Source organism: Thermoflexus hugenholtzii JAD2 (assembly GCF_900187885.1).
Taxonomy (GTDB): Bacteria; Chloroflexota; Anaerolineae; order Thermoflexales; family Thermoflexaceae; genus Thermoflexus; species Thermoflexus hugenholtzii.
Genome location: NZ_FYEK01000012.1, coordinates 38,077 through 64,572 on the forward strand (window position 1 = coordinate 38,077; position 26,496 = coordinate 64,572).

Below are 26,496 nucleotides of genomic sequence, written 5' to 3' on the forward strand. Positions count from 1 at the left end.
CGCCTCCGGGGATCTTCCCGCTATCCCAGCACCACCAGGATCTGGTTCTGCTCCACGCTCTGGCCGGGCCTCACCCGGACCGCTTTCACGACCCCGTCGCGGGGGGCCCGGATCTCGTTTTGCATCTTCATAGACTCCAGGAGGACCAGTTTCTCCCCTTTGCGGACGGGCTGTCCTTCCTGGACCGGCACGGCGACGATGAGGCCAGGCATGGGGGCTTTCACCGTTACCTCTCCGGCGGGGCCGGGGCGCCCGCCCGAGGCCTCCCGCAGGCGGCGCTCCCGCTCATCCTCCACCTGCACGGTGAAGAGGTAGCCCCGCAGGAAGACCCAGTATTCCCCTTCCCGCTCCTGGATCAGGGCTTCGTAGGAGGCGTTGTCGAGGAGCAGGGAGTAGACGTGCTGCTGGTCGATCAGGCGGAAGTCCACCGCCCGCTCGACGCCCTCGCACAGGATGCGATCCTCCCGGTTGATCTCGATGGTGTAGGTTTTCCCGTTCACCGTGGCGATGTATTTCATCCGCCCCTCCGCAGCTGCTCCCAGCGTCCGGCCCACTTCCAGCCGGGGATTTCCCGCGCGGCCCGCCGGGCCACGTGGGTGGCGGCCTGGCCCCGCCGGTGGGCCACCAGGGTGGCGATGATGGCCGCCACCTCCTCCAGCTCCGGCGGCGTCTCGTCGTCCATGGAGAAGCGCTCCTCCACGAACTTGGTGTCGAAGTGACCGGCCAGGAAGCGGGTGCTGTTCAGGATGGCCTGATGGAAGGGGATGGTGGTCTGGATGCCGATGATGCGGAACTCCTCCAGGGCCCGCCGCATGCGCAGGATGGCCTCGCCCCGGGTCTCGCCCCAGGCGATCACCTTGGCGATGAGGGAGTCGTAGTAGGGGGTGATCTCGCAGCCCTCATAGACCCCGCTGTCCACCCGGATCCCGGGGCCGGTGGGCTCGGCCAGGGTGATGATGCGGCCGGTGGAGGGCATGAAGCCGTTGAAGGGGTCCTCGGCGGTGATACGGCACTCGATGGCCCATCCGGTCTGGCGGATGTCCTCCTGGCGGTAGCGCAGCTTCCGCCCCCGGGCGATGCGGATCTGCTCCTTGACGATGTCCACCCCGGTCACCATCTCGGTCACCGGGTGTTCCACCTGGAGGCGGGTGTTCATCTCGATGAAGTAGAAGTTGCGGTCTTTGTCCACCAGGAACTCCACGGTGCCGGCGTTGACGTAGCCGATGGCCTGGGCGATGCGCACGGCCACCTCCCCCATGCGCCGGCGCATCTCCTCGTCGACGATGGGGGAGGGCGATTCCTCGATGAGTTTCTGATGGCGGCGTTGGATGGAGCATTCCCGCTCACCCAGGTGGATGACGTGGCCGTGCTGATCGGCCAGGATCTGGACCTCCACGTGGCGGGCGCCCTCGACCAGCTTCTCCAGGTAGACGTCGTCGTCCCCGAAGGCGGCCATGGCCTCGCGGCGGGCCGCCGCCAGGGCGTCGGGCATCTCCTCCGGGGAGCGGACGATGCGCATGCCCTTGCCGCCGCCGCCGGCGGAGGCCTTGATCAGAATGGGGAAGCCGATGCGCCGGGCGGCCTCCATCAGGTCTTCATCCGAGAGCCCGCCGTCGGTGCCGGGGACAATCGGGACGCCCAGGGCTTTGGCCATTTTGCGGGCGGTGGCCTTGTCGCCCATGGCCCCGATGGCCCGGGGAGGGGGGCCGATGAAGACGATGCCGGCTTCCTCGCAGGCCTCGGCGAAATCCGGCCGTTCCGCCAGGAACCCATAGCCCGGATGGATGGCGTCGGCGCCCGCCCATCGGGCGACGTCGATGATCTTGTCGATGCGCAGGTAGCTGTCGCGGGCCGGGGCCGGCCCGATGCAGTAGGCTTCATCGGCATACCGCACGTGCAGGGCGTTCCGGTCCACTTCGGAGAACACGGCCACAGTGCGGATGCCCAGCTCGCGGCAGGCCCGGATGATCCGCACGGCGATCTCGCCCCGGTTGGCGATCAGGACTTTGCGGAACATGGCCGGACTCCTTATGGGAAGCACCGGGGGATCACAGCGGGATGTTCCCGTGCTTCTTGGGCGGGTTCTGGTCCCGCTTGTTCTGGAGCATCTCCAGGGCGTTGATCAGGCGGGGGCGGGTCTCCTTCGGCTCGATGACGTCGTCCACGAAGCCGTAAGAGGCGGCCACGTAGGGGTTAGCGAAGCGGGCCCGATACTCCGCCACCAGCTCCGCCCGCCGGGCCTCGGGGTCCGGCGCCTCGGCGATCTCCCGCCGGAAGATGATGTTAACCGCCCCCTCGGGCCCCATCACCGCCAGCTCCGCCGTAGGCCAGGCCAGCACCAGATCCGCCCGCAGGTGCCGGGAGTTCATCACGCAGTAGGCGCCGCCGTAAGCCTTGCGGGTGATCACCGTGATCTTGGGGACGGTAGCCTCGGCGTAGGCGTAGAGGAGCTTGGCCCCCGCTTTGATGATGCCCCCATGCTCCTGGGCCACCCCCGGCAGGAAGCCCGGCACGTCCTCGAAGGTGATGATGGGGATGTTGAAGGCGTCGCAGAAGCGCACGAACCGGGCCGCCTTCTCGCTGGCCTTGATGTCCAGGGCCCCCGCCAGCACCGCCGGCTGGTTGGCCACGATCCCCACGCTGTGGCCGCCCAGCCGGGCGAAGCCGATGACGATGTTGGGGGCGTAATCCGGCTGGACCTCGAAGAAGTCCCCATTGTCCACGATCAGGCGGATCGCTTCTTTGATGTCGTAGGGGCGGGTGGGGTCGTCGGGGACGATGGTGTTGAGGCGCTCCTCCATGCGCAGGGGATCATCGCCGTTGGGGACGTAAGGGGGATCCTCCATGTTGTTGGAGGGCAGATACGAGAGGAGCTTGCGGATCATATAAAAGAGATCGGCCTCGGTGTCCGCGGCGAAGTGGGCCACGCCGCTGATGGTCGTGTGGACGTCCGCGCCGCCCAGCTGTTCGTGGGTGACCTCCTCGTGCATGACCGCCCGCACCACATCGGGGCCGGTGATATACATGTAGCTGGTCCGGCGGACCATGAAGATGAAATCCGTGAGGGCGGGGGAGTAAACCGCCCCCCCGGCGCACGGCCCCAGGATGGCGCTGATCTGCGGCACCACGCCGGAGAGCATGACGTTGCGCAGGAAGATGTCTGCGTAGCCGCCGAGGGAGAGGACCCCCTCCTGGATCCGGGCGCCGCCCGAGTCGTTGAGGCCGATGAGGGGGGCTCCGTTCTTCATAGCCATGTCCATGATCTTCACGATCTTGCGGGCATGGCCCTCCCCCAGGCTCCCCCCCAGGACGGTGAAATCCTGGGCGTAGACGTAGACCAGGCGGCCGTCGATGGTCCCCCACCCCGTCACCACACCATCCCCCAGGTAGCGGCGCTCGGCCAGCCCGAAATCGGTCACCCGGGTGGTGACGAAGGGGTCCAGCTCCCGGAAGGAGCCTTTGTCCAGCAGGAGCTCCAGCCGTTCGCGGGCCGTGAGCTTCCCCTTGGCGTGCTGCTGGGCGATCCGCTCCGGCCCCCCGCCGGCCTGAGCCTCCGCCCGCAACTGCCGCAACTGCTCCAGCCGATCCTCCAGGATCTCGATCTGCATAAGTCCGCTCCGGATGATAAATGAATGAAGGATAAGGCCCGACCAATGGGGACAGCACGCCTTCATTATAACTCAGACCACGGGCGGGACCCCGGCGGCCGGACCGGGGATGGGTCCGCCGCATGTAGCGATGGGGAGAGGGAAAGGGTAATAATTAACTCAGCGCAAGAGGGAGGTCCGGACGATGGGTTCGGCGCTGGGGACGGAGGAGCGGGCGGATCGGACGGCCCTGGAGGAAAAGCTGCGGGCCCTGCCCGCGCGGCCGGGGGTCTACATGTTCCGGAACGCCCACGGGGAGGTGATCTACGTGGGCAAGGCGGTCTCGCTCCGCCATCGGGTCCGCTCGTATTTCCAGAGCGGCGCCGACCTCTCCCCCCGCGTCCAGCGCATGGTCAGGGAGATCGCCGATCTGGACTTCATCGTCACGGATTCGGAGCTCGAAGCCCTCATCCTGGAAGCCAACCTGATCAAGAAGCACCGGCCGAAATACAACGTCCGCCTGAAGGACGACAAGCGCTATCCCTACATCCGGATCTCCGTCCAGGATCCCTACCCCAAAGTCACCATCACCCGGCGGATCGAGAACGACGGCGCCCGCTATTTCGGCCCCTACACCTCCGCCAGCGCCGTCTATCAGATGCTGGACGAGCTGCGGCGGATCTTCCCTTATCTGACCTGCGACCGGACGATCACCGGGCGGGATCCCCGGGCGTGCCTTTACTACGACCTGCGGCGGTGCCTGGGGCCCTGCATCGGGGCGGTGAGCCAGGCGGAATACCGGGCGATGATCGAGGGGTTGATCCGCTTCCTGGAAGGCTACACCGAGGAGGTGGTCCGGGATCTGGAGGCCCGGATGTGGGCGGCGGCGGAGGCCCTGCAGTTCGAGCGGGCGGCCCAGCTGCGGGACCGCCTGCGGGCGATCCGCCAGGTGATGGAACGCCAGAAGGTGGTCTCCACGGTGGCCACGGATCGGGACGTGATCGCCATGGCCCGGGCCGACGGGGAGGCCTGCGTGGAGGTGTTCTTCATCCGCCAGGGCCGCCTGATCGGCCGGGAGTATTTCGTCCTGGAGGGCCTGGAGGACGCCGACCTGCAGGAGGCCTTAGCCGGCTTCCTTAAGCAGTTCTATCAGGCCGCCGCCGAGGTGCCGCCGGAGATCGTGCTGCCGGAGCACATCGAGGAGGCGGCTATCATCGAGCAATGGCTCCGCCAGCGGCGGGGCGACGCCGTGACCCTCACCGTCCCCCGGGAGGGGGAGGCGGCGGAGCTGGTGCGCCTGGCGACGGAGAACGCCATGGAGACCCTGAACGCCCTGCGGGCCCGCTGGCTGGCCGACCGCCACCGGCAGGAGGCGGCCCTCCAGGAGCTGGCCACGGCCCTGGGCCTCCCGGCCCCGCCCGCCCGCATCGAGGGCTTCGATATCTCCAACACCCAGGGGACCGCCGTGGTCGGCAGCATGGTGGTCTTCATCCACGGCGTCCCCTTGAAGGCGCACTACCGCCGCTTCGTGGTGCGCACGGTGCAGGGGCGACCGGACGATTACGCCAGCATGCGGGAGGTGCTGACCCGGCGCTTCCGCCGTTGGCAGGAGGCGAACGCCTCGCAGCGGCTCCCGGGCCAAAGGCCGGATGAGAGCTTCGCTATGCTCCCCGACCTCCTGCTGGTGGACGGGGGGAAAGGCCAGCTGGGGGTCGCCCTGGAGGTCCTGGAGGCCTTCGGGCTCCGGGAGCGGGTCCCGGTGGCCGCCCTGGCCAAGGAGCGGGAGGAGCTCTTCCTGCCCGGCCGATCGGAGGGATGGCTGCTGCCGCGCTCCTCGCCGGCCCTCTTCCTGATCCAGCGCATCCGGGATGAGGCCCATCGCTTCGCCTTGAGCCATCACCGGGCCCGGCGGGAGCGCCGCTCCATGGCCTCGCTTCTGGAGGAGGTCCCGGGCATCGGGCCGAAGCGGCGGCGGGCGCTGCTGGAGCGCTTCGGCTCCCTGGAGGCCATCCGTCAGGCCCCGCTGGAGGCCCTGATCGAAGCCGGGCTCCCCCGGGCGGTGGCCGAACGGTTGAAAGAGGCCCTCGGATGAAAGCGTTCCCTCCGTCTCCCTGGCCCGCCCTCCCCGCCGGGCCGGAGGAGGCCCTGGCGGTTTATGTCCACATCCCCTTCTGCCGCTGGCGTTGCAGTTACTGTGACTTCAACGTCTATGCGGGGATGTCGCGCTGGTTCGCCCCCTACGTCGCGGCGCTGGAGCAGGAGATCCGGTGGTTCGGCCGGGTGGCCGGGCGGCCCCGCGCCTGCACGATTTACATCGGCGGAGGGACCCCCTCGTTGCTGCCCCTCCCGCTTCTCGAGCGCCTGTTCGAGGCGCTCCGGGAGGCCTTTGAGATCCCGCCCGGGATCGAGATCACCATGGAGGCGAACCCCAGTGGCCTCTCCGTGGCCTATCTCGAGGGCGTGCGGGCCCTGGGGGTCAACCGCCTGAGCTTCGGGGTGCAAAGCGCCCATCCAGAGGAGCTGCACCTGCTGCGCCGGGATCACACCTTTCACGAAGCCCATGACCATTTCGCGATGGCCCGCGCCGTCGGCTTCGCTAATCTGAACGTGGACCTCATCTACGGGCTGCCCGGCCAGACCCTGGGCCGCTGGCAGGAGACCCTGGAGGCCGTCCTGGCCTGGAGCCCGGAACACCTCTCGGCCTATGCGCTGATCGTGGAGGAACGCACGGCCCTCCACCGCTGGATCCGGGAGGGGCGGATCCCGGCGCCGGACCCGGATCTCGCGGCCGAGATGTATGAGTGGACGCGAGAGCGCCTGGCGCGGGCCGGCTACCGGCACTACGAGCTCTCCAACTGGGCGCGGCCGGGCTATGAAAGCCAGCATAACACCGTCTACTGGCGCTACGAGCCCTACATCGGTTTCGGTGCGGGAGCCTGGAGTTTCCTGAGGGATCGTCGCTGGATGAACGCGCGACATCCGAAGGACTACATCGGGCGGATCGAGCGGGGGGAGAGCCCGGTTGCCGAGGAGGAGATCCTCCCGCTGCCGGTGCAGATGGCGGAGATGGTCATCCTGGGCCTGCGCCGGGTGGAAGAGGGCGTCGAGGAGGCGTGCTTCCGCGCCCGTTTCGGCCAGGGCCTCATGGAGCGCTACGGGGCGGTCATCGCCGAGCTGGAAGATCTGGGGCTGGTCCGGTGGGACGGCGTCCGCCTGCGCCTGACCCCCCGGGGACAGTTACTGGGGAATCAGGTGTTCTGGCGCTTCTTATAGGCGAGTTGAGGGGCGGGGCACGGATCACCTCCCCCCACCGGGCCAGGAGGTCGAGGGGGCGCGCGATCCGCGGCAGCGTCTCCCGGCCCGCGAAGCGGGGCAGGTCCCGCGCCCCGACCATCGTGAGCCAGAGATCCCGCCGCATCGGCCTCACCTCCTTAGCCGGCCCGGTGTCGTGGTGGGCGCAGCCACTTTAATATTTATCAGCCAAATGTGAGCATTTCGTGAACATTTCGTTAACTCCCCCTGGGCAGGCCCCGCAGCGAGGACCTTAGGCTCAGGCTGCCGCGCTCTACTCATATGGCCGGTGTTCGAATCCTATGATCGGCGCGATTTCCATCGAGATGGGAACATTGGAGCCGTCAACCGCTCCAGGGACCCTAAGGGTGGCAGGCGGTTTCATCGGCATCTCGCTGGGTTGGAGAGCGGTATGCGGGTTCAACTTCAACCGCTGAACCGCGTTTACGGGGGGCCTTCGGGGGCCTGGTCAGCCTGGGGGAGAAGATCCTCCAGGCGCAGCACGCGGAAGAGGCGCTCGCGGGCCTCTGCGGGCATGGGGGTCCGCCCGTAGCGGCGGTAGAGCTCGATGGTGCGGCGGGTGGTGTGGAAGATGACGTGACAGTCGGGGCACTCCGCGAGATGCCGCTCCAGCTCCCGGCAGAGGTGCTCCGCCAGCTCCCCATCCAGATAGAGCGAGATCCGGCTCAGCCACTCCTCGCAACGCTTGCTCATCGAGTTCATCCCTCGTGGGCCTTTAAATCTTCCGCAAAGTAACGCGATAGATGTTCCCGCAGCCGCAGCCGGGCGCGGTGCAGACGGGTTTTCACCGCATCGGTGGAGATGCCCAGGATGCGAGCCACCTCCTCGGTGGAGAGGCCCTCCCCATCCCGGAGCAGAAACACCGTCCGCAGGCCCGGCGGCAGGCTGCGGATGGCCTCCTCCAGCACCGATCGCAGCTCCGCCCGCAGGAGCTCCTCCTCCGGCAGGCAGCACCAGTCGAACAGCTCCCGGGGGACCTCCTCATCATCGCCCAGGGTCAGCGGCTGGTCAATGGAGATCGTCTCCGGCTCCTTCCGCCGAAGCCGCATCAGGGCCAGGTTGTAGGCGATGCGATACAGCCAGGTACACAGCCGAGCCTCTCCTCGGAAATCCTTCAGGTGCTGGAAGGCCTGCAGGAACGTCTCCTGGAGCACATCCTCTGCTTCCTCCCGGCTCCCCAGCAGTCGGTAGGCCACATGGTAGACCGTGTCCCCACACCGGTCGATCACCGCCGTGAAGGCCTGCCGGTCTCCCCGCCGCAGCGCAGCGAGCAGATCCGCTTCCGAGAGATCTCCCGTAGATCGACGATCCGCAGCCATCTCGAAGGGACCTCGCCCTCAGGTTCGGCCCACCCCACTGATTCTGATTGTAAGAGCGCCCGCCTCGCTCGTCCAAAACCACCAGCCGGATGTTTGCCAGAATCCCGTTCTGTTCCATAAAATTTGAGCGCAGTTACATCTTGATTCTGGGTGCGTGGTCCTTCCACAGACCGCAGATGGGTGTTGAGCGGATCGGTAAGGCGGCTCCGGATCCCCGCTGAAGAGGTAGAACTGCGGGGCGCCCTTCTCGAATTCCTCCGCATCAGACCTCATCGGGGGAAGGCCCCTTTTGGGGATCAGGGAAGGCTTCCCGGTTCGGAGATCGCCGGAGCGCGATTCTTCCAGAGGCTTATCGCGAGTTAGGAGCATGTCTGAAGTAGAACGCCGCTGGACTCTGCAGCAAGCGCTGACCCGACTGTTCCTGGAGCTGACCCGAGCCCATCCTCGAATGGAACCGATGATGGCCGCCGGGCTGGAGATCGTGGTCGGCGCCCTGGATCTCCCAACAGGGATCCTGGAGTTCCGTCCCCACCCGGAAGGCCCTGTTCTCCGGATTTTCCGGGGACTCCCGGAGGAGTCCGCCGGCGCCCTCCTGGCGGCGCTCCGGGATCTCACCTCGGATCGGCCCGTGTGGGTGCGGGATGCGGAGGAGGCTCCCCCGATGTTCCGGGAGGCGCTACGCGCCGCCGGCCTGGGCGCGGCCGCGGGCCTCCCCCTGGGCGGGGGTCCGGGATGGGCCGGAGGCCTGATCCTCGGGAGCCCGAAGCCCCGGACCTGGGGGGCGGAGGAGCGGGAGTTCCTGGAAGGCGCGGTCCAGGCCATCGGGCTGGCCCTGGAGCGGGCGGCCCTGCATCAGGCCGCTGACCGCCAGGCGGAGGAGCTGGCTTTCCTGAACCGTTTGGCCCTCCGGGCCAACCGCGCTCAGGATCTCTACGAGCTGCTCGCGAGCGTCCTCCCCGAGCTGGTCCAGCTGATGAGTGCGGATCGGGGAGCCGTTGCCCTGATCGCCTCCTCCGGCAATCACCTCGTCGTGGTGACGGAATACAACCCCGTCGGCACGCCTTCCGGCCTGGGCGAGCGCATCCCCATCCCGGACAACCCTTCCATGGCCTGGATCCTGCAGGAGCGCCGTCCCCTTGCCATCGAGGATGTGCAGACGGATCCCCGCATCGCTCCCGTGCGCGCGATGCTGGGGCGCGTCGGGGTGCGCTCCATGCTTCTGGTCCCTTTGTGGATCGGGGAGTGGATCGTGGGCACCCTGGGGATCGACTACGTCCGCGAGCCGCACGTGTTCACCCCTGAGGAGATCCGCCTGGCGGAAACCGCCGCCCATCAGCTGGCAGACGCCCTCAAACGCTTCCGGATGATCCACATCCTGCAGGCTCAGGCGGATCGGCTACACGTGCTGTATCAGACCGCCCGGGCGCTGGCGGAGCTCCAGGACCTGCCCGCCCTCCTGACCCGGGCCCTGGAGGAGATCCTGGCTCACCTCCCGGCTGACGGCGCCAGCGTCTACGTGGCGGATCCGGCGGATCCGGATGTGTTGCGCGCGGTAGTCGCGCTCGGGTATTCCACCGTGCCGGTGGTTCGTCTCTCCTCTCAGGCGGCTGAGGAAACCATCACCGCCCAGATCGCGATCCGGGGCGAGCCGGTGTGGGTGGAGGAATGCGATCGATATCCTTACCCCCCGATCACCCGGCGGATCCTCATTCAGGAGGGGATCCGCAGCCACGCGGCCCTCCCGTTGCGGCGGGGCGCCACGCTCCTCGGAGTGCTCCACGTGGTGTGGCGAAGGCCGCGGGCCATGGATCCGGAGATCCGGGATCTGCTGGAGGGCCTGGCAGATTTGCTGGCGACAGGGATCCACAGCGCCCGTATGCTTGAGGCCCTGCAGCGAGCGCTGGCGCAGCGGGAAGCTCTCAATCGGGCTCTGGAGGAGGCGCTGGCGGCCCGGGAGCAGATGATCCAGAACGTCTCCCATGAGCTGCGCACTCCCCTCGCCGTGGCCCTGGGGTATCTGGAGCTGCTCGCGGAGGGCGCCCTCGGTCCGCTGAGCGCATCTCAGCAAGAAGCGGTGGCCATCGCCCGGGAGCGGCTGGGCCAGCTCCACCGCTATATTGAGCTCCTGCTCACCCTGCAAACCGTGCGGGGCGCCCCCCGGCCCCACCAGCCCCTGGATCTGCGCCGGCTGGTGGAGGCTGTCGCTCGTATGATCCGGGCGCGCCCGGATCCCGAAAAGAACCCCTTCGAAGTCCGACTCCCGGCCGAGGCGGTGTGGGTGATCGGGGACGCGGAAGCGCTGGCGCATGCGATCGGAGAACTGCTGGACAACGCCTTCAAGTTCTCCCCTCCAGGCGGACGGGTGGAACTGGAGCTGGCCTCAGAGGGTGGGATCGCCCGGGTGATCATACGGGATGAGGGGATCGGGATTCCGATCGAGTCCCTCTCGCGGGTGGGGGAGCCGTTCTATCAGGTGGATGGAGGGACCACCCGGCGGTTCGGAGGGATGGGCATCGGGCTGGCGGTGGCCCGGAGCGTGGCAGAAGCCCACGGCGGCCGCCTGCGCTTGCACCCCCGCGCGCCGCGGGGCGTGGAAGCCGTCCTGGAGATCCCCCTCAGCGGATCTCTGGAGGGATCTGCCGCATAAGAGGCGGGGAAGGGGGTGCCATCCGTATCCGACGGAGCCCGCGCAACAGCAGTAGACCCTCCAGCCCGATCGCCAGGCTGTTGGCGAGGGCGGGTCCGGAAGGACCCAGGGCATGGGCGAAAAGAGGGGCCATCCCGAGATAGGCCGCCGTCCCGATGGCAGCCGCCGCGAGAGGCCGGAGGAAATCATGTCGGGCGTAGAAGGCCCGGGCGGCCAGCTCGGCGATGGTGTAGGTCAGCAGCCCGGGAGCGAACATCCGCAGCGCCGCCCCCACGGCTTCCACCGACGCCTCGCCGAAGGCACCCCGGGCCAACATCGCCCGCACCAGGGTCTCTCCGCCGAACCCGAGGACCCCCCCGGCAAGGAGGCTGAGCCCCCCTGCGACCCTCAGGGTCCGCACCAGATCCTGCCACAGGGCCTCCGGGTCACCCCGGGCCACGTGAGCGGAGAGGGTCGGGAGGAGCACCGTGGCCAAGCTGGTGCTGATGAGGGTCTGAGGGACCTGCATCAGGCGCCAGGCGTAGGCGAGGGCGGCCACGGCTTCGGGTGCCATGCCACCCACCAGCCGATAGCCCCAGGCGATCTGAAAATACGCCAGAGCAACGATCAGGCCCCGCAGCAGGAGCAGGCGTCCCGCCTGCCGCAGGCCCGGATGCCGAAGGTCCACCGCCCAGGCCCAGGTCCAGCGGCGCAACCCCGGCAGCAGGCTGAGGTTATGAAGAAAGGCCCCCAGGATCACCCCCAAGGCCAGCCCGACGATGCCCAGGGGGCCGGCCAGGGCCAGCGTCCCCAGGATCGGCCCGGCGTCCGCCAGCACCGAGCCCAGGGCCGGCCATGCGAAGCGGCGGGCGGTGTGGAGCACCGCCGTCAGCACCCCGCTGAGCCCGAAGAGCACCGTCCCGATCCAGAGGATCCGCAGCAAACGAATGGCCACCTCCTGTCCCTCAGGGGGAAGGCCGGGTCCGAAGACCCGGTGGACCCAGAAGGGCGCGCTCCCGGCGATGAGCAGGCCGGCCAGGGTCAGACTGATCAGGGTGAGAAGGGCCGCCGTGGTGGCCAGGCGGGCGGCTTCATGGGGATCGCGCAGGGAGAGCGCTGTGAGCACCGGCACCAGAACCACCGCCAGGGTTCCCCCAGTGAACAGGAAGAGGAAGTCTGGCATCACCATGGCGACGTCGAAAGCGCTCTTCTCCAGCCCGGTCCCGAAGCGGGCGGCGACCACCATTTGAGCCAGGAAGCCGGTGAGCTTCCCCGCCAGGCCCAGGCCGGCCACCACGGCCGCCGGCTGCAGGATCTGACGAAGAAACCGGAGGGTGCCGGCATCCAAGAAAAGCGTGGTGCTCCATAGACCTTCCGTCCACTTCCCGAAGCCTTCCCGAGAGACCGGATCGCCCCGCCGTTCCGGCTCTCCTTCCGATCCCATTCCTCACCTCCCAGCACGATCCCGCGGGATCGATCCCCCTTGCCGCGCCTCACTTCCACGGCTCGGTGTAGAAGTCCAGATACGCCTCCAGCGCCCCGGCCCACAGGGCATCGTCGTGGCCACCCGGGCGGATCTCGAAGCGCACGGGGACCCTGCGCGCCTTCAGGATCTCCGCCAGCTGCCGGGCCCCCTCCAGCGCCCAATCCGCATCGCCGGCGTCCAGGTAGATCCGTAACCCCTTCAGATCGGCCTCTCGAGCCAGGACGAAGGGATCATATGCCGGCGGCGCCTTGTTCACGCTCAGGGCCGGGCTATGCCCCCCGACGCTGGCGAAGGTCTTAGGATGGCGCAGGGCGATCTCCAGGGCCCACACCCCGCCCCGCGAGATCCCCCCGATGGCCCGGGCCCACCGCGCCGGCATCGCCGGGTAGCGCGCCTCGATCTCCGTGATCAGCGCCTCCATCATCACGCTTTCCACTGAGCTGGGTCCGCCGCTGGTGCGAATATACAGATCGTCTGGGAAGCCTGGCAGCACGATCAGGAAAAGGGGCCAGCGCCCGGCGCGAACCCCTGCCGTCATCACCTCATCGATGCCCAGCTGGTCCCAGTGCCGGTGATCATAGGGATACCCATGCAGGAGATACAGGGTCGGATACCGGCGCCCGGGATCCAGGCAGGGAGGCAGGTAAACCTGATAAGGGATCTCCAGCCCCAGAGTGGGGATCGGAAGAGAAGCATGCTCCCAGCGGCCGGGCGCGCAGGTCGGCGTGGGCGTGGGCGTGAGGGTGGGTGTCGCCGTGGGCGTGGAGGTTGGAGTCGGCGACGGCGTCGCCGTGGGCGCAGAGGTAGGTGTGGGAGGCGGCCAGGTGGGGAGCGCCATCCGCGCCCGAGGCCCTCCGAGAAGCGCCAGGTTCAACAGGAGCAGTAATCCAACGAGCGCCAGCCAGGGATCTTTCCGCATTTCCTCTTTCCATCCGAGGCCGGGATCTTCTTTCAGGGGTTCGCGCGGCCCGCTCTTCAACGGACCACGGCGTCGGGGAGCCCGGCGCGCGCGTCCTCGATGCGGATCCGCCAGCGAGGATCCAGAGGCTCCGGCAGTCGATCCGGCGGGAAGAACCTCACCTCCAGGGATTCCGCTCCATCGGCCCGGAGGCGCCCTCCGATGATGCGCGCCTCGAAGCAGGCCACCACCGGCTGGGAGCGATCCCCGTTCGGGTAGGTGAACGTCCACGCCGGATCCGTATAGAGGCCGGTCAGGCGGAGGGGCTCCACCTCCAGGCCGGTCTCCTCCCACACCTCCCGGACCAGGGTCTGATCAATGCGCTCGCCGATCTCCATGATCCCCCCGGGGAAGCCCCATTCCCCATTGTCCTCGCGGCGCTGGAGGAGGATCTCCCCCCGATCGTTGAAGATCACCGCGCTGGTGGCGGGGACGACCAGGGGAGCAGCGCCCACCCGCGCCCGCAGGCGCCGGATGGTCTCACCCGGTCGTGAGGCGAGGCGGCCGGGGGCACCGGTCCGGAAGGCGGTGGCGGGATCGTGGCGGCGGTAATCCGCGATCATCGCCCCATACCAGGGGGGAAGGGGCGGCAGCTCCGCCAGGGACACCCAGTCCAGGGCCAGGGACTCTCGTCCATCCGGGCGCAAGGCGCCCTCCACGGGACGGGCCAGAAAGCAAGCGGTCACCGGATGGACGACGTCGCCGTTCGGATAGCACACTATGAACTCCGGGGAGGTGTAGAGGCCGATCAATCGCTCCACGCGGATGGAGAGGCCAGTCTCCTCCCGGACCTCCCGGTGGAGAGCCTGGAGGAGGGACTCGCCGGGCTCCATCACCCCGCCGGGGAGCCCCCAGGCTTCGAAGTCGGCCCGGCGCTGCAGCAGGATCCGTCCGGCCTCGTCGACGATGAGGGCGGTCGCGTAGACCAGCCAGACGGGCTCCGGGCCGATCCGCTCCCGCAGCCAGCGGATGTAATCCATTGGCGGCGCAGGCCTCCTCATTGAAAGCAAATCGGGCGCGGCAAAGGCCGCGCCCGGGATAGTGGCCCCGGCGGGATTTGAACCCGCGATCTCTGCCTTGAGAGGGCAGCGTCCTAGACCGGGCTAGACGACGGGGCCACGGTCCTTCTGCTTCAATCTTACCGTGGGAGCCTTTCTCCGTCAAGGCGAAGCGGCCCGGAGGCCCGGAGGGCCGCGCCCCCGCACGCCGGATGGAGACGGGTCACCGCATCGATGCGGCGGCCGTCCACCGCAATGAACTCAAACGTGATGTGGCACGCGTCGGCCTCCACGCGCATCGCCCCGTGCTGGTCCCGATAGCGAGCCCGACTGCCGGGGACCGGGGCGCGGAAAGGGTAACGAGCGGGATGGCCGCCCAGACCGTTGACGAAGTAGAGGACCCCATCCCGTTCGATGCGTTCGTAGACGTGGTCGTGCCCGGCGAGGACGGCGGTGACCCCCCAGGCGGCGAAGGGCCACTGGAGGGCGGGGGTGGAGCCGTGAGGACCTGAGGAGTAAGGGGGATGATGCATCACCACGAGGCGCCACGGCGCGTCGGAGGCCCCGAGCCGTGTTCGTAGCCACCGCGCCTGTCGGGAGTTCGCGGTGATCCCATCCGGCTCGTGTGGATCGCTGTCCACGAAGAACAGATGCACCGGGCCCCAGCGGACGTCGTAATAGCGCTCGTTGCCGGGCAGGTTGAAGTATTCGAGATAGGGCCGCGCGCCGGCGGCCGCCCAATCGTGGTTGCCCAGGACCGGGAAGAAGCGATTACGGTCGGCGCCCGGGCCGTAACGGCCCCGGTAGGGGGCCATGAACATGTGGTAATACTGCCCGATGTTCGCGTCGATGGTTCGGGCCTCCCCGCGCGGATAGTTGTTGTCCCCGGTGGTGACGATGAAATGGGGGTTCCAGCTGTGGACCAAGCGGGCCACGGCCTCGGCGGCCGGCCCGGCCTGCCCGTAGTCGCCGATCACGGCGAAGCGCACGGATGGAGTCGGCGTTGGGGCACGAGGCGCTTGATCCCCCGCAGAACCATGGGGATCGACGAAGGCCAGCGCCCCGAGCAGGAGAAGCCCCCATCCGACCCGTTTCGTCCATCGCCATAAACCCATCCGCCGCATGGATCGCCTGTTAGGAAGCAGCGCTCACGGGCCCTCGATGAGCACCCGGTGGGGATCCACCCGGTTGTTCAGCGGGGCGATCTCCACGTCCTCGTGGATCAGGCCAGCCCAGAAATACAGAGGGTTGCGGGGCGGCACGTAGGTGATCCGGATGCAGCCGGTCACGATGGCCGTTCGGCCCGCCGGCAGATAGTAATATGGCCGGCCGTCGATGATCCGCACCTCGAGATCCTCCGGGCGGCCCACCGCCCAGCGGAAGGGGTAGTTGCGCAGGGAGGTGTCGAAGTCGATGCCCACCCGCCAGGCCCCGGATTCCTCGGCCCAGCCCTCCGGGCGCCCCGGCCGCGGCGCGTTGAAGGTCTGATCCAGCTCATAGCAGGTCCCAGAGGGCGGCCCGCTGGTCCGAATCGGAACCGCGCCGTAGTTGTGCACCGTCAGCGTGAAGTAGAGGAAGCCGCCGAGGTTGACCGGGATGTAATCCCCGGTCCCTGCGGAGATGTCCGAACGGAACTCCACCCGTCCGTTGAGGATCTCCGCCCGCGGCACTCCACCCTCGCGGATGGTTAGGGTTCCGGTGACCACATCCCGAAGTCCCAGGGCGTCCTCCGCCACCGCGTAGACCGTGTAGGTTCCGTCGGGGGGCGGCTCCTGGCCTCGATCGACGCCGGCGTCGTAGTCGAAGATGTGGCATCCCTCCTCGCCGGGCTTGCGCAGCTGCACCTCCTTGCGGGGGACCGGATAACGGACGCCGTCGGGGCCCTCCAGGTAGACGAGGATCTGGGCCGGTCGGTTGATGCAGACGTTGATGGTCGCCCGGTCGCTCAACCCGTCCCGGTTGGGGGTGAACTCGGGGGGCGAGATGCTGAAGCCGGTGATGCGGAGCGCCTGAGGGTGCGATCCGCTCACGGTGAGGGTGCCGGTGATCTGCGCCGTCTCCGATCCGTCCCGGGCCTCCACCACCCAGGTGTAATGGCCGTCGGGGAGCAGCTGGTTCTCCACCACCCCGTTGAACAGGACCTCATATTCCCCTCGCGGTCGGGGCTGTTCCCGCCGGAAGTAGCGGGGGGTCCCGTCCGAGCCCACGAAATAGATGGAGACGATGGCGTTGCGGCCCAGCGCGTAACGGATCGCCACCACCTCGTTCCGGCCGTCCCCATCCGGGGTCAGCAGATCCGGCTGGATCGTGGCGGAGCGCAGCAAGGGGGCCGGCCGGCATGCAGCCAGGGCGAGCAACAGCCCGATCAGACCGAACCGCTGTCCGAAGCGCCGCCTCTCAGGAACGTGCATAGCCTCCGGTCCTCAATGAGGATCAATCCCGGGTGATGTTCAGAGCCCTCCGGCCAGCAGCGCCTTGAGGAGCCGGCCGGCCAGCTCGATGAGCAGGATGGCCACCAGGGGCGTGAAGTCCAGTCCGCCGATCGGGGGGATGTAACGCCGCAGCGGATTCAGCACCGGCTCCACCAGATTTCCCAGGAAACGGCGAGCCGGATGCCACGGGTCCATGCCGATCCACGAAGTGAACACGTAGACCACGATCAGCAGGACGTAGAGGTTGACCAGGGCGTCCACCAGTAAGATCCAGTTTCCGGACATCTCCGTCGGTTTCCTCCTGAGGGATCGGGGAGGGCGGCCTGCGCGCCCATCCGTCCCCCATCTTACCTCAAGGCGGTTCCCCGGGGTGGAGGGCAAGGACCAGGGGTCGGGGGCAGTGGGGACCTCAACGCACGGGGCGTTCTCCGAAGATGGCCCGTCCCAGGCGGATCATTGTGGCGCCTTCCTCGATGGCCACTTCGAAGTCATCGGTCATCCCCATGGAGAGATGGGCCCAGGAGGCTCGGGGGAACCGCTCGGCCAGAAAGTCCCGCAGGGCCCGCAACCGCCGAAACACCGGCCGCACCGTTTCCGGGTCGGAGGCCACGGGGGCGACGGTCATCAGCCCGCTCACCCGCAGGCCCGGCAAGTCCAGGATACGGGCCACCGCCTCCATGAACGCCTCGCGCTGGCCCGGGTCCTCTTCCCAGCGGTGCAGGGGGAAGCCGTATTTGGTGGCCTCGCCGGAGACGTTGCACTCCAGCAGGATCTCCACGACCCGCCCGCTTTCCACTGCGAGGCGGCTCAGCTTCTCGGCCAGGGGGAGCGAGTCCACGGAGTGGATCACCTCGAAGAGGCCCAGGGCCCGCCGCGCTTTCCGGCGCTGCAGGTGGCCCACCAGATGCCAGTGGACCTGGGCCTCGCTCCCCAGCCGGGCGTGCACCTGCGGGATCTTCTCCTCTGCCTCTTCCACCCGGTTCTCCCCGAAGATCCGCAGGCCGCAGGCATAAGCCTCGACGATGCGCTCCGGCGGCACCGTTTTGGTCACCGCCACCACCGTCACCTCAGCCGGATCCCGGCCCGCCCGGCGGGCGGCTCGGGCGATCCGCTCCTGCACCGCTGCCCAGCGTTCGGCGACGGAGGCTTCCATTGAAGTTCTTAACCCTTGATCACGGCGATCGGCCGCAGCCGGGCCACTTTCTTGGCGATCCCGGCGTGGTGGACCACCTCGACCACGCGGCTGACGTCCTTGTAGGCTCGGGGGGCCTCCTCGGCCAGGCCGGCCATGGAGCCGGCGCGGACCACAATGCCCTGGCTCTCCAGCTCCGCCTTGAGCTTCTCGCCGCGGATCTCCCGCTTGGCCTGGGCGCGGCTCATGACGCGGCCGGCCCCGTGGCAGGTGCTCCCGAAGGTCTGGGCCATGGAGCCGGGCGTCCCCAGCAGCACGTAGGAGGCGGTGCCCATGGAGCCGGGGATCAGGACCGGCTGACCGATGTCGGCGTATTTCTTCGGCAGGCCGGGAGAGCCCGGCCCCCAGGCACGGGTCGCCCCTTTGCGGTGCACGCACACCGTCATCCGCTGGCCGTCGATCTCGTGGGTCTCGATCTTGCCCATGTTGTGGGCGATGTCGTAGACCTGCCAGACATCGTGGGCGATGCCCTTCGGTTTGAGGACCTCCTCGAAGCTCTTGCGGATGTAGTGGGCCAGGATCTGGCGGTTGCAGAAGGCGAAGTTCGCCGCGCAGGCCATGGCCTGGATGTAGTCCTGGCCCTCGGGGCTGTCGATGGGGGCGCACATCAGCTCTTTATCCGGTAGCTTGATGCCGTATTTATGGATGACCCGTTCGAAGCGCTGCAGGTAATCGGTGCAGATCTGGTGGCCGAAGCCCCGCGAGCCACAGTGGATCTGCACGGCCACCTGCCCCTTGAAGAGCCCCATACGCTCTGCGGCTACCGAATCGAAGATCTCGTCTACCACATCCACTTCGATGAAGTGGTTTCCTGCGCCCAGGGTGCCCAGTTGATCCTTCCCCCGCTCCTTGGCCTTGGGGGTGGCCTTGTCGGGGTCGGCGTTGGGCATGCGGCCGAACTCCTCGGTGCACTCCAGGTCCTCGGGCCGGGCGTAGCCGTGACGAAGGGCCCAGCGGGCCCCCTCGGCGAGCACCTCATCCAGCTGCCGCGCCGTCAGTGGGACGTGGCCCTCGGAGCCCACGCCGCTGGGGCAGTTGTAGTAAATCCGGGTGGCCAGCTCCGCCAGATGGGGCGCGATCTGCTCCTCGGTCAGGTTGGTCGCCAGCAGACGAACGCCGCAGTTAATGTCATAGCCCACTGCCCCGGGAGAGATGATTCCGCCTGGGACCTTGCTGGCCATCACCCCACCCACCGGCATCCCATAGCCTTGATGAACATCTGGCATAACCACCACGTAACCTACCAGACCAGGCAGCGAAGCCACATTCACCGCCTGGTGGACCGAAAGGTCCCCCAGGGCGTCCTCCAGCAGCTCCTCGTCCGCGTAGATGCGGACGGGGACGTTCATCCGCGGGTCAAAGGACGTGGGCAGCTCCCAGAGATACTCATTGATCCGACGGAAATCCTGCTTGCGAATCTCCCGAGCCATCTCTCACCCCCTCTATTCCATCCACTGCCGGAACGCAGGACGCCTCCGGGCATTGTGTTCACACGTCGAACACCAGCTCCACCACGTAGAGGCCGTCCTCCTGCCGGATGGCCACGTTGTGATACGTGACCGCCTTAATATATTTTCGCACGGATTCCGGGCGCCCTCCATAGGCGGCGGCGCGGAGCCGGCCGATGGACTCCGGATCCTCGGGATCCGGAAGGTGGAGCTCCAGGATCTCGAAGCGCTTGAAGGCCAGCCCCTCGCGCTCCGTGAGGTAGACCAGCTCGTTCAGCCAGGCCACCAGCAGGCCTTCGGGGCTGGCGGCTTCGACCAGGGCCTCCCGCCGCTCCGCCTCGGGCACGGTTTCCAGGTCCGTGAGCAGGCTATACATCCCCAGGGCGGCGTGGGCGAACAGCTCCGGCAGCGTGCGTCCATAGGCCCGGATGGCCCAGTCCGCCGTGTGGGGGATCTCCTCAAAGGGCACCGTCAGCTCGGGCATCGGGTTCCCTCCCGGCAAAGGATGGAGGAGCGGGGGGACGCGGGGCCCGGCTACGGGATCACGAGGATCCCGGGCTCTCCTTCGAAGCGGCCGATCACCCATGCGGGCTCGCCGGCCTCAGCCATGCGGGCGAGGAAGGCCTCCGCATCCCGGGGCGCGAAGGCCAGCAGCAACCCGCCGGAGGTCTGGGGATCATACAGCAGGGCCTCTGTGCGTTCGTCGATGGAGGGATCCAGCGCGACATGGGGGCGATAAAAGTCCCGGTTGCGCCAGAGCCCGCCGGCGAAGGCCTCGGCCTCGGCGCAGCGCTGCGCACCCCGCATCCAGGGCAGCCGCCCGACCTCCAGGGTCAACCCCACCCCCGAGGCCTCGACCATCTCCCAGGCGTGGCCCAGCAGCCCGAACCCGGTGACATCGGTGGCGGCGTGGGCGTTGCTTTTGACCGCCAGCCGGGCCGCCGTCTTGTTCAGGCGCATCATCCAGGCCATGGCCTCCTCGACCTCCTCCGGCCGGGCCAGGTCCCGCTTGAGGGCGGTGGTGATCACCCCGCTGCCCAGGGGCTTGGTCAGCACCAGCACGTCCCCCGGCCGGGCCCCGGACTTCCGCAAGATGCGCTGGGGGTGGACGATGCCGGTGACCGCCAGCCCGAACTTGGGCTCGCGATCGCTGACCGTGTGGCCACCCAGGACCACCCCGCCTGCCTCCCGCACTTTCTCCGCAGCTCCCTTCAGGATCCGGACCAGGATCTCTGGATCCAGTCCCTCCGGGAAGGCCACCAGGTTCAGGGCGAAGCGGACCTCGCCGCCCATGGCGTAGATGTCGCTCATGGCGTTGGCGGCGGCGATGGCCCCATAGGCGTAAGGGTCGTCCACCACTGGCGGGAAAAAGTCCACCGACTGGACAAGGGCAGTCTCCTCATCCAGCTGGTAGACGGCCGCGTCATCCGGCGCCTCCAGCCCGACCAGGACCGCCGGATGCGGCCGGGATGGGAGCTCTTCATGGAGCCGGCGCAGCACGTGCGCCAGGGCCTCCGGGCCCATCTTGCTGGCTCAACCTGCGCACGAGGCGAGCGCCGTTAACCGAACGGTCTTGTTGTCCAACGCCTTGCTCCTCTCACGTCGTGTGGCGTTGCGCGCCGCGCAATGGATCCGCCAGCGCCGCTATGAAGTATATCCCGAGCCGGACGGAGGTTCCCATCCCTTTCAGGCCTCAGGCCCATGTGATCCGGGTCCCCTGGATGCGGAGGGGATCCCGGAGGGCGTCTCGGAGGGCGCCCGGACGTCGTCCCGAGAAGATCCAGACTTCCAGGCGGGGATCCCGTTCCACCCAGCGCAGGGCCATCTCCAGCTTGGCTCGCATCCCCCCGGTGACGTCGATCCCATGGGATCCCCCGACGGCGTGGAGGATCTCCCGAAACCGTGCGGGGGTGAGGTGGGGGATGACCTGGTGTCCTTCGGGCCCGTCGGCCAGCACCCCGGCCACCTCGCCGACCAGCAGGATGCGGGTGGGGCGGAGGACCTCCAGCAGGGCATCGAACACTGCCTCCGTGGAGAGGATCGTCGCTCCCCGCTCCCGATCGAAGACCACATCCCCGCCGGTCAGGGGGATCAGGCCGACCTCCCACGCCCGCTGGAAGGCCCGGGCCTCGAAGGCGATGGGGATCCCGCCGGCAGCCTCCGCGACGGCGGAGGGAGGGATGCTGAGGGTGGGCAGGCCGGCCGCGTGGAAGGCGCGGCGGACGTGCATGTGGAGCTCCGCGGCCGCCAGGGCCACCTCCGCGAACCCCCACCAGTCCTCCGGGCGGGAGATCCCTTCATAGATGCGGGTGCGGGCGGCGGCGGCGTGGCCGAAGGAGCCGCTGCCGTGGCCGACCAGGATCCGCAGCCCGGGCCGCTCCCCCAGGGCCTCGCGGATCTCCTCCGCCAGCCGGCGGATCACCCGCAGGCGCGCCCGCCGCTCCCGGCGCTTGTCGGTGATCAGGGAGCCGCCCAGCTTGATGAAGATCCGTTCTCCCGTTCCTTCACGCATGGGCGTTCATCCCTCCAGGCGGTGGAGGCGGCGGACCTGGGCGATCAGGTTCTCCACGGAGGGCTCATCGGCCCGAGGCGGAGGGCCCAGGGGATCCAGGACGTCCTCGTGTCCGAGCCAGAGGCGGAAGGCCGCCAGGACCCCGTAGGCCAGGGCATCCCGGTGGTAGCCCCCTTCCAGCACAAAGACGAGGCGTCCCTGGCAGAGGGCATCGGCCAGCTCGGTTAGCCCCCGGGTGAGGGCGGCGAACCCTTGCACCGTCATCGACAGCCCGCCCAGGGGATCTCCCCAGTGGGGGTCGTAGCCCGCGGAGACCAGCAGCAGCTCCGGCTGGAAGCGTCGCGCGGCGGGGGCGATCACCGCCTCAAAGAGGCGCTGGAAGCCGCGGTCGCCCACCCCTGCCGGCAGCGGGAGGTTGATGGTGGCTCCCTCCCCGGGCCCGGCCCCGATCTCCCGCCAGTGGCCGCTCCCCGGGTAGATCCCCCACTGGTGGGTGGAAAGATACAGCACGGTGGGATCCGTGTAGAAGATCGCCTGGGTGCCGTTGCCGTGGTGGAGGTCGAAGTCGACGATCATCACGCGGCGTGCGCCCAGCTCCTCGCGGGCGAAGCGGGCGCCGAGGGCGATGTTGTTGAAGAGACAGAAGCCCTCGCCGTGGTCCGGGAAGGCGTGATGGCCGGGGGGGCGGACCAGGGCGAAGGCCCGGCGGGCGCGGCCCTCCCACACGGCGGCGACGGCGGCCTCCACGGCCCCGGCGGCCCGCCGGGCGGCTTCAAAGGAATGGGGGGTCACGTAGGTCTCATCGCCGGGGAAGTTCAGGCCCCCGCCGCCCCGCTCGGCCAGGCGGCGCACCCGTTCCACGTAGGCGGGCTCATGCACCCGGGTGAGGCGCTCCATCAGGATGGGTTCGATGGGGAGCGGGGTGATCCGGTCCAAGACCCCGTGGGTCCGGAGGACCTCCAGGATGCGTTCCAGGCGGTCGCGGCGCTCGATGTGCTGGGGGTCATCGTGCTCGAGGAAAACGGGATCAAAAGCGTAGGCGATGGCCATCGCACTCCCCTCTGGGTAGAGCTCTCCAGAGGGGAGTTTAGTAGGGATTTGAGCGCCCTGCCATTTCGGTTTCAAGAGCGAGGCGATTTCTGCGGATGGGCCTCAGCGCGTTTCGGGATGTTGAGCGAGGAAAGCGAGGAGCTCTTCTCGGGTCGGCATGGAGGGCTGAGCGCCGTGTTTAGTGACGCTTAAAGCCCCGGCCGCGCTGGCCCAGCGGAGGGCTTCCTCGACGGACCGGCCCTCCCACAGCGCCGCCGCCAGCGCTCCGTTGAAGGCATCCCCTGCCGCCACTGTGTCCACCACCGGCACTCGATAGGCCGGCACCCAGCGTGTTCCCTTCTCATCCGCATACACGCATCCGCGTTCCCCCAGTGTGATCACCACGTGCCGGCATCCCCGTCCCACCAGCGTCCGTGCCGCCTCTTCGATGGCGTTCGCATCTCGCAGCGGGAAGCCCACCAATCCCTCCGCCTCCACCTCGTTCGGTGTCAGCCACGTGCACCATCGATAGATCTCCTCCGGCAGCTCCATCGCCGGCGCCGGGTTCAGGATCACCGTCACCCCGGCCCGGGCCGCCCGTTCCGCCGCCGCCGCCACCACCTCCAGTGGCACCTCCAGCTGCAGCAGCAGCACCCGGGCCTCGGCGAGGGCCTTCTCCAGCCGGTCCAGCTCCGGCTTTCCCACCCGGCCGTTTGCCCCCGGGATCACCACGATGGCGTTCTGCCCGTTTTCCTCCAGCACGATCAGCGCCGTCCCAGAGCTCGCCTCCGGGTCCACCATGACCCCGCTGATCTCCACTCCCGCCTCCGCCAGTGCCTGGCGCAGGGCCGGGCCGAACACATCGTTCCCCACCCGGCCGATCATCTGAGTCGGCACCCTCAGGCGGGCGGCGGCCACCGCTTGGTTGGCACCCTTGCCTCCCGGGGCGGTGAAGAACCGGTGCCCCCGCAGCGTCTCTCCAGGCCGTGGGAACCGTGGGGCCACCGCCACCAGATCCATGTTGATGCTCCCCAGCACCACCACGCTCATCCTTCGCTCCTCCTTCGGATCAAACGGGATGTTCGAGGGAGGCGTCCCCATTCAACGCCGGCCTGCAGGGCGCGATCCAGCCCGACTGCGAGGATGAACACCAGCCCCTTGATCACCTGCTGATGATAAGAAGGAACCTCCAGCAGATTGAGGCCGTTGCCCACGGTAGCCATCACCAGCGCTCCGATGAGCGTGCCCTCTACACGGCCGTAACCCCCGCTGAGGCGGGCGCCCCCCAGGACGGAAGCGGCGATGGCCTCCAGCTCCAGGCCGACGCCCACATTGGGTTGGGCGGACCAGAGGCGGGCGGTCAGCAGGATGCCTCCCAGCGCGGCCAGGAGGCCGCTCAGGGCGTAGACCATCCCCTTGACCCTCCGCACGCGAACGCCCGAAAGCCAGGCCAGCTCCTCCCCCCCGCCGATCGCATAAAGATGTAAGCCCCAGGCGGTGCGATGGAGCAGGAGGCGAACCACCAGGGCGACAAGGAGCATGATCAGGACAGGCATCGGGATGCCCGCCAGGTCCCCGGTGCCCAGAAAGGTGAAGGAGTCCGGCAGTCCGGAGATCGGATATCCGCGGGTATAAACCAGCGTGAGCCCGCGTGCGATGGCCATGGTGGAGAGCGTGGCGATGAACGGTGCCAGGCGGCCGTAGACCACCAGGGCTCCGTTCAACGCGCCCAGGATCAGCCCCACCCCCAGCGCGGCCGCGATGGCGATCTCCACCGGCCATCCGTCCCGGACCATCCAACCGGCCGCCAGGGCGCCCGTGAGGGCGACCACCGAGCCCACCGAGAGATCGATCCCTCCGCTGATGATGGCCATTGTCATCCCCATGGCTACCACGGCGAGGATGGAGGACTGAAGGGCCACGTTCAGCAGGTTGGAAGGGGTCAGGAACCGCGGGGTCAGCGCGGCCAGCGCCAACCAGAGCATCGCCAGAACCAGCGCCCCGCTCCATCGCCCGAGAAACTCACGCAGCCCGGACATCGCTTTCCCCCATCGCCAGGGCGAGGACACGGTCAGCGGTGGCCTCCTCCCGACTCAGCTCGCCGACGATCCGCCCCTCTCGCATCACCAGGATCCGGTCGCTCACGCCCAGGACCTCAGGGAGATCCGAGGAGATCATGAGGATGGCCATCCCCTCGCGGGCCATCTGATCCATGAGGGCGTGGATCTCCGCCTTGGCCCCCACATCGATCCCCCGCGTCGGCTCGTCCAGGATCATAATCTTCGGCCGGAGCATCAGCCACCGTGCGAGGACGGCCTTCTGCTGGTTCCCACCGGATAAATAACGGACCCGAAGGGCTGGGCGGGGCGGACGGATGTCCAGCGCGCGGATGTAAGGGACGCACGCCCGATCCAGCTGCGCAGGGAAGAGTAACCCCAGGCGAGCAAGGCGAGGAAGGGAGGAAATCGTGACGTTGGAGCGCAAGGCCATGCCCAGGAACAGCGCCTGCGCCTTGCGATCCTCCGGGACGAAGGCCATCCCCAGGCGGATGGCATCCGCAGGGGAACGAATGGTCACCGGCTGGCCCTCTATGCGCACCTCCCCGCCATCGAGGGGGTCCAGCCCGAACAGGGCGCGGGCCACCTCGGTGCGGCCGGCCCCCACCAGCCCGGCCAGCCCCACGATCTCCCCGCGGTGAACCTGAAACGAAACCTCGTGGAAGGCTCCCGCGCGGGTCAACCCTCGAACTTCCAGGACCACTTCCTGCCCGGGCGTTGCGGTTTTCACAAACATCTCTTTCAGCTCACGCCCGACCATCATGCGCACCACTGCGGAAGGTGTCACCTCCGAGATGGGGAAGGTCCCGATGTGTCGGCCGTCCCGCAGCACGGTGATCCGGTCGGCGATGCGGAACACCTCCTCCAGCCGGTGGGAGATGAAGAGGATCGCCACCCCCCGTCGCTTCAAGTCCGACAGCAGCTCGAACAGACGGTGGATCTCCCGCTCGCTGAGGGCGGAGGTAGGCTCGTCCATGATCAGCAAACGGGCGTCCTCGGAGAGCGCCCGGGCGATCTCAAGCATCTGGCGCTGGGCGAAGGGGAGGTTGCCGACCACAGCGCGGGGGTCTAGATCCAACCCCACCCCGTTCAGGATTCGCCGCGCCTGCTTCTCCATGGTCCGCGGATCTAATCCTCCCCAGAAGGTCCGGGGCTCCCGGCCCAGAAGGAGGTTCTGGGCGACGGTGAGGTTGGGCAGCAAGATGAGCTCCTGGTGGATCACAGCGATCCCCAGGCGGCGCGCGTGGCGGGGATCGGTGATCTCCACCGGCTGGCCCTTCCAGAGGATCCGGCCACTGTCCCGAGGGATGACCCCCGCGAGGATCCGGATGAGGGTGCTCTTGCCTGCGCCGTTCTCCCCCACCAACCCGTGGATCTCCCCGGGGAAGATCTCCAAGGAGACCCGGTCCAGGGCCTGAACGCCCGGGAAAGCTTTGGAGATCTCTTCGGCGCGCAGGAGGGGTTCCATCCTCTGCTCCAAAAGATGAGGGTGCGGGCGGGGGTCCCCCCGCCCGCATCAGCGATCACCGGGATGAGCGAG

23 protein-coding genes and 1 tRNA gene are annotated in these 26,496 nt (G+C 68.2%); 3 read left to right on the forward strand and 21 right to left on the reverse strand.

All coding sequences use genetic code 11. The features are described from left to right. Nucleotides 1-20 precede the first annotated feature (20 nt). Genes CFB18_RS03340 through CFB18_RS03350 form a run of 3 tightly spaced genes read right to left on the reverse strand, consistent with a single transcriptional unit; the run spans nucleotide 21 to nucleotide 3,608 of the window. Nucleotides 21-518, reverse strand: a complete 498-nt coding sequence (locus CFB18_RS03340; protein ID WP_088570392.1) for an acyl-CoA carboxylase biotin carboxyl carrier protein subunit — start codon at nucleotides 516-518, stop codon at nucleotides 21-23. Next, nucleotides 515-2,017 carry an acetyl-CoA carboxylase biotin carboxylase subunit gene (gene accC / locus CFB18_RS03345; protein ID WP_088570393.1) on the reverse strand — a complete coding sequence of 501 codons (1,503 nt, stop codon included), beginning with the start codon at nucleotides 2,015-2,017 and terminating at the stop codon, nucleotides 515-517. The genes CFB18_RS03340 and accC overlap by 4 nt, the downstream gene beginning before the upstream one ends. A gap of 31 nt (nucleotides 2,018-2,048) precedes the next feature. After that, nucleotides 2,049-3,608: an acyl-CoA carboxylase subunit beta gene (locus CFB18_RS03350; protein WP_088570394.1), complete on the reverse strand. Its 1,560-nt coding sequence runs from the start codon at nucleotides 3,606-3,608 to the stop codon at nucleotides 2,049-2,051. 184 nt (nucleotides 3,609-3,792) lie between these two features. Between CFB18_RS03350 and uvrC the strand changes: the two genes are divergently transcribed. Continuing rightward, a complete protein-coding gene (gene uvrC / locus CFB18_RS03355) occupies nucleotides 3,793-5,679 on the forward strand; it encodes an excinuclease ABC subunit UvrC (RefSeq protein ID WP_088570395.1) in 1,887 nt (628 codons plus the stop codon). Beyond that, nucleotides 5,676-6,860, forward strand: a complete 1,185-nt coding sequence (hemW, locus tag CFB18_RS03360; RefSeq protein WP_088570396.1) for a radical SAM family heme chaperone HemW — start codon at nucleotides 5,676-5,678, stop codon at nucleotides 6,858-6,860. The genes uvrC and hemW overlap by 4 nt, the downstream gene beginning before the upstream one ends. Before the next feature lie 462 nt (nucleotides 6,861-7,322). Here the strand turns inward: hemW and CFB18_RS03365 are convergent, their stop codons facing one another. Next, a complete protein-coding gene (locus tag CFB18_RS03365; protein WP_200808064.1) occupies nucleotides 7,323-7,592 on the reverse strand; it encodes an anti-sigma factor family protein in 270 nt (89 codons plus the stop codon). A 5-nt stretch (nucleotides 7,593-7,597) separates the two neighbouring features. Then, on the reverse strand, nucleotides 7,598-8,218 hold the full coding sequence (locus tag CFB18_RS03370) for an RNA polymerase sigma factor (RefSeq protein WP_088570398.1): 621 nt from the start codon (nucleotides 8,216-8,218) through the stop codon (nucleotides 7,598-7,600). 367 nt (nucleotides 8,219-8,585) lie between these two features. On the opposite strand from CFB18_RS03370, the gene CFB18_RS03375 reads away from it, so the two are divergent. Next, entirely contained in the window at nucleotides 8,586-10,865 is a 2,280-nt protein-coding gene (locus CFB18_RS03375) for a sensor histidine kinase (protein WP_088570399.1), read from the forward strand. Here CFB18_RS03375 and CFB18_RS03380 read toward each other — a convergent pair. From CFB18_RS03380 to CFB18_RS03455, 16 genes are all read right to left on the reverse strand, one after another. After that, nucleotides 10,834-12,288, reverse strand: a complete 1,455-nt coding sequence (locus CFB18_RS03380; RefSeq protein WP_088570400.1) for a lipid II flippase MurJ — start codon at nucleotides 12,286-12,288, stop codon at nucleotides 10,834-10,836. The two genes, CFB18_RS03375 and CFB18_RS03380, sit on opposite strands and share 32 nt — an antisense overlap. A gap of 49 nt (nucleotides 12,289-12,337) precedes the next feature. Then, nucleotides 12,338-13,168, reverse strand: coding sequence for an alpha/beta hydrolase (locus CFB18_RS03385; protein ID WP_143597499.1), 831 nt, complete (start codon nucleotides 13,166-13,168; stop codon nucleotides 12,338-12,340). 137 nt (nucleotides 13,169-13,305) lie between these two features. Then, on the reverse strand, nucleotides 13,306-14,268 hold the full coding sequence (locus CFB18_RS03390) for an NUDIX hydrolase (protein WP_200808065.1): 963 nt from the start codon (nucleotides 14,266-14,268) through the stop codon (nucleotides 13,306-13,308). 62 nt (nucleotides 14,269-14,330) lie between these two features. Continuing rightward, nucleotides 14,331-14,406 (reverse strand) — tRNA-Glu (locus tag CFB18_RS03395). Nucleotides 14,407-14,426: 20 nt separating this feature from the next. After that, nucleotides 14,427-15,410, reverse strand: coding sequence for a metallophosphoesterase family protein (locus CFB18_RS03400; RefSeq protein ID WP_088570403.1), 984 nt, complete (start codon nucleotides 15,408-15,410; stop codon nucleotides 14,427-14,429). 24 nt (nucleotides 15,411-15,434) lie between these two features. Then, entirely contained in the window at nucleotides 15,435-16,697 is a 1,263-nt protein-coding gene (locus CFB18_RS03405) for a T9SS type B sorting domain-containing protein (RefSeq protein WP_088570404.1), read from the reverse strand. Between the two features lie 39 nt (nucleotides 16,698-16,736). After that, a complete protein-coding gene (locus CFB18_RS03410) occupies nucleotides 16,737-17,003 on the reverse strand; it encodes a YggT family protein (RefSeq protein ID WP_088570405.1) in 267 nt (88 codons plus the stop codon). 124 nt (nucleotides 17,004-17,127) lie between these two features. Continuing rightward, a complete protein-coding gene (locus CFB18_RS03415; protein ID WP_088570406.1) occupies nucleotides 17,128-17,871 on the reverse strand; it encodes a YggS family pyridoxal phosphate-dependent enzyme in 744 nt (247 codons plus the stop codon). A gap of 8 nt (nucleotides 17,872-17,879) precedes the next feature. Next, complete coding sequence (locus tag CFB18_RS03420) at nucleotides 17,880-19,340, reverse strand: RtcB family protein (RefSeq protein ID WP_088570407.1); 1,461 nt, start codon at nucleotides 19,338-19,340, stop codon at nucleotides 17,880-17,882. 58 nt (nucleotides 19,341-19,398) lie between these two features. Further along, nucleotides 19,399-19,842, reverse strand: coding sequence for an archease (locus CFB18_RS03425; protein WP_088570408.1), 444 nt, complete (start codon nucleotides 19,840-19,842; stop codon nucleotides 19,399-19,401). Nucleotides 19,843-19,892: 50 nt separating this feature from the next. Then, a complete protein-coding gene (selD, locus tag CFB18_RS03430) occupies nucleotides 19,893-20,942 on the reverse strand; it encodes a selenide, water dikinase SelD (RefSeq protein ID WP_268808062.1) in 1,050 nt (349 codons plus the stop codon). 109 nt (nucleotides 20,943-21,051) lie between these two features. Then, on the reverse strand, nucleotides 21,052-21,870 hold the full coding sequence (locus CFB18_RS03435) for an isopentenyl phosphate kinase (protein WP_088570410.1): 819 nt from the start codon (nucleotides 21,868-21,870) through the stop codon (nucleotides 21,052-21,054). A 6-nt stretch (nucleotides 21,871-21,876) separates the two neighbouring features. Beyond that, nucleotides 21,877-22,920: a histone deacetylase family protein gene (locus CFB18_RS03440; RefSeq protein WP_088570411.1), complete on the reverse strand. Its 1,044-nt coding sequence runs from the start codon at nucleotides 22,918-22,920 to the stop codon at nucleotides 21,877-21,879. Between the two features lie 102 nt (nucleotides 22,921-23,022). Continuing rightward, a complete protein-coding gene (gene rbsK / locus CFB18_RS03445; RefSeq protein ID WP_088570412.1) occupies nucleotides 23,023-23,949 on the reverse strand; it encodes a ribokinase in 927 nt (308 codons plus the stop codon). After that, nucleotides 23,946-24,938 (reverse strand): ABC transporter permease, encoded by a 993-nt coding sequence (locus CFB18_RS03450; protein WP_088570413.1) that lies wholly within the window; start codon nucleotides 24,936-24,938, stop codon nucleotides 23,946-23,948. Before CFB18_RS03450 ends, rbsK begins: the two co-directional genes overlap by 4 nt. Next, nucleotides 24,922-26,424 (reverse strand): sugar ABC transporter ATP-binding protein, encoded by a 1,503-nt coding sequence (locus CFB18_RS03455; protein ID WP_088570414.1) that lies wholly within the window; start codon nucleotides 26,422-26,424, stop codon nucleotides 24,922-24,924. The genes CFB18_RS03450 and CFB18_RS03455 overlap by 17 nt, the downstream gene beginning before the upstream one ends. Between the last annotated feature and the right edge of the window lie 72 nt (nucleotides 26,425-26,496).

Coding starts and splice junctions, on each gene's coding strand:
- CFB18_RS03420 (WP_088570407.1), bottom strand. CDS start 19,340: ATGGCTCGGGAGATTCGCAAGCAGGATTTCCGTCGGATCAATGAGTAT.
- CFB18_RS03450 (WP_088570413.1), bottom strand. CDS start 24,938: ATGTCCGGGCTGCGTGAGTTTCTCGGGCGATGGAGCGGGGCGCTGGTT.
- hemW (WP_088570396.1), top strand. CDS start 5,676: ATGAAAGCGTTCCCTCCGTCTCCCTGGCCCGCCCTCCCCGCCGGGCCG.
- CFB18_RS03410 (WP_088570405.1), bottom strand. CDS start 17,003: ATGTCCGGAAACTGGATCTTACTGGTGGACGCCCTGGTCAACCTCTAC.
- CFB18_RS03405 (WP_088570404.1), bottom strand. CDS start 16,697: ATGCACGTTCCTGAGAGGCGGCGCTTCGGACAGCGGTTCGGTCTGATC.
- CFB18_RS03425 (WP_088570408.1), bottom strand. CDS start 19,842: ATGCCCGAGCTGACGGTGCCCTTTGAGGAGATCCCCCACACGGCGGAC.
- CFB18_RS03385 (WP_143597499.1), bottom strand. CDS start 13,168: ATGGCGCTCCCCACCTGGCCGCCTCCCACACCTACCTCTGCGCCCACG.
- CFB18_RS03350 (WP_088570394.1), bottom strand. CDS start 3,608: ATGCAGATCGAGATCCTGGAGGATCGGCTGGAGCAGTTGCGGCAGTTG.
- CFB18_RS03370 (WP_088570398.1), bottom strand. CDS start 8,218: ATGGCTGCGGATCGTCGATCTACGGGAGATCTCTCGGAAGCGGATCTG.
- uvrC (WP_088570395.1), top strand. CDS start 3,793: ATGGGTTCGGCGCTGGGGACGGAGGAGCGGGCGGATCGGACGGCCCTG.
- CFB18_RS03365 (WP_200808064.1), bottom strand. CDS start 7,592: ATGAGCAAGCGTTGCGAGGAGTGGCTGAGCCGGATCTCGCTCTATCTG.
- CFB18_RS03415 (WP_088570406.1), bottom strand. CDS start 17,871: ATGGAAGCCTCCGTCGCCGAACGCTGGGCAGCGGTGCAGGAGCGGATC.
- CFB18_RS03375 (WP_088570399.1), top strand. CDS start 8,586: ATGTCTGAAGTAGAACGCCGCTGGACTCTGCAGCAAGCGCTGACCCGA.
- CFB18_RS03390 (WP_200808065.1), bottom strand. CDS start 14,268: ATGGATTACATCCGCTGGCTGCGGGAGCGGATCGGCCCGGAGCCCGTC.
- CFB18_RS03440 (WP_088570411.1), bottom strand. CDS start 22,920: ATGGCCATCGCCTACGCTTTTGATCCCGTTTTCCTCGAGCACGATGAC.
- CFB18_RS03340 (WP_088570392.1), bottom strand. CDS start 518: ATGAAATACATCGCCACGGTGAACGGGAAAACCTACACCATCGAGATC.
- CFB18_RS03435 (WP_088570410.1), bottom strand. CDS start 21,870: ATGCGTGAAGGAACGGGAGAACGGATCTTCATCAAGCTGGGCGGCTCC.
- accC (WP_088570393.1), bottom strand. CDS start 2,017: ATGTTCCGCAAAGTCCTGATCGCCAACCGGGGCGAGATCGCCGTGCGG.
- CFB18_RS03400 (WP_088570403.1), bottom strand. CDS start 15,410: ATGCGGCGGATGGGTTTATGGCGATGGACGAAACGGGTCGGATGGGGG.
- CFB18_RS03380 (WP_088570400.1), bottom strand. CDS start 12,288: ATGGGATCGGAAGGAGAGCCGGAACGGCGGGGCGATCCGGTCTCTCGG.
- CFB18_RS03455 (WP_088570414.1), bottom strand. CDS start 26,424: ATGGAACCCCTCCTGCGCGCCGAAGAGATCTCCAAAGCTTTCCCGGGC.
- rbsK (WP_088570412.1), bottom strand. CDS start 23,949: ATGAGCGTGGTGGTGCTGGGGAGCATCAACATGGATCTGGTGGCGGTG.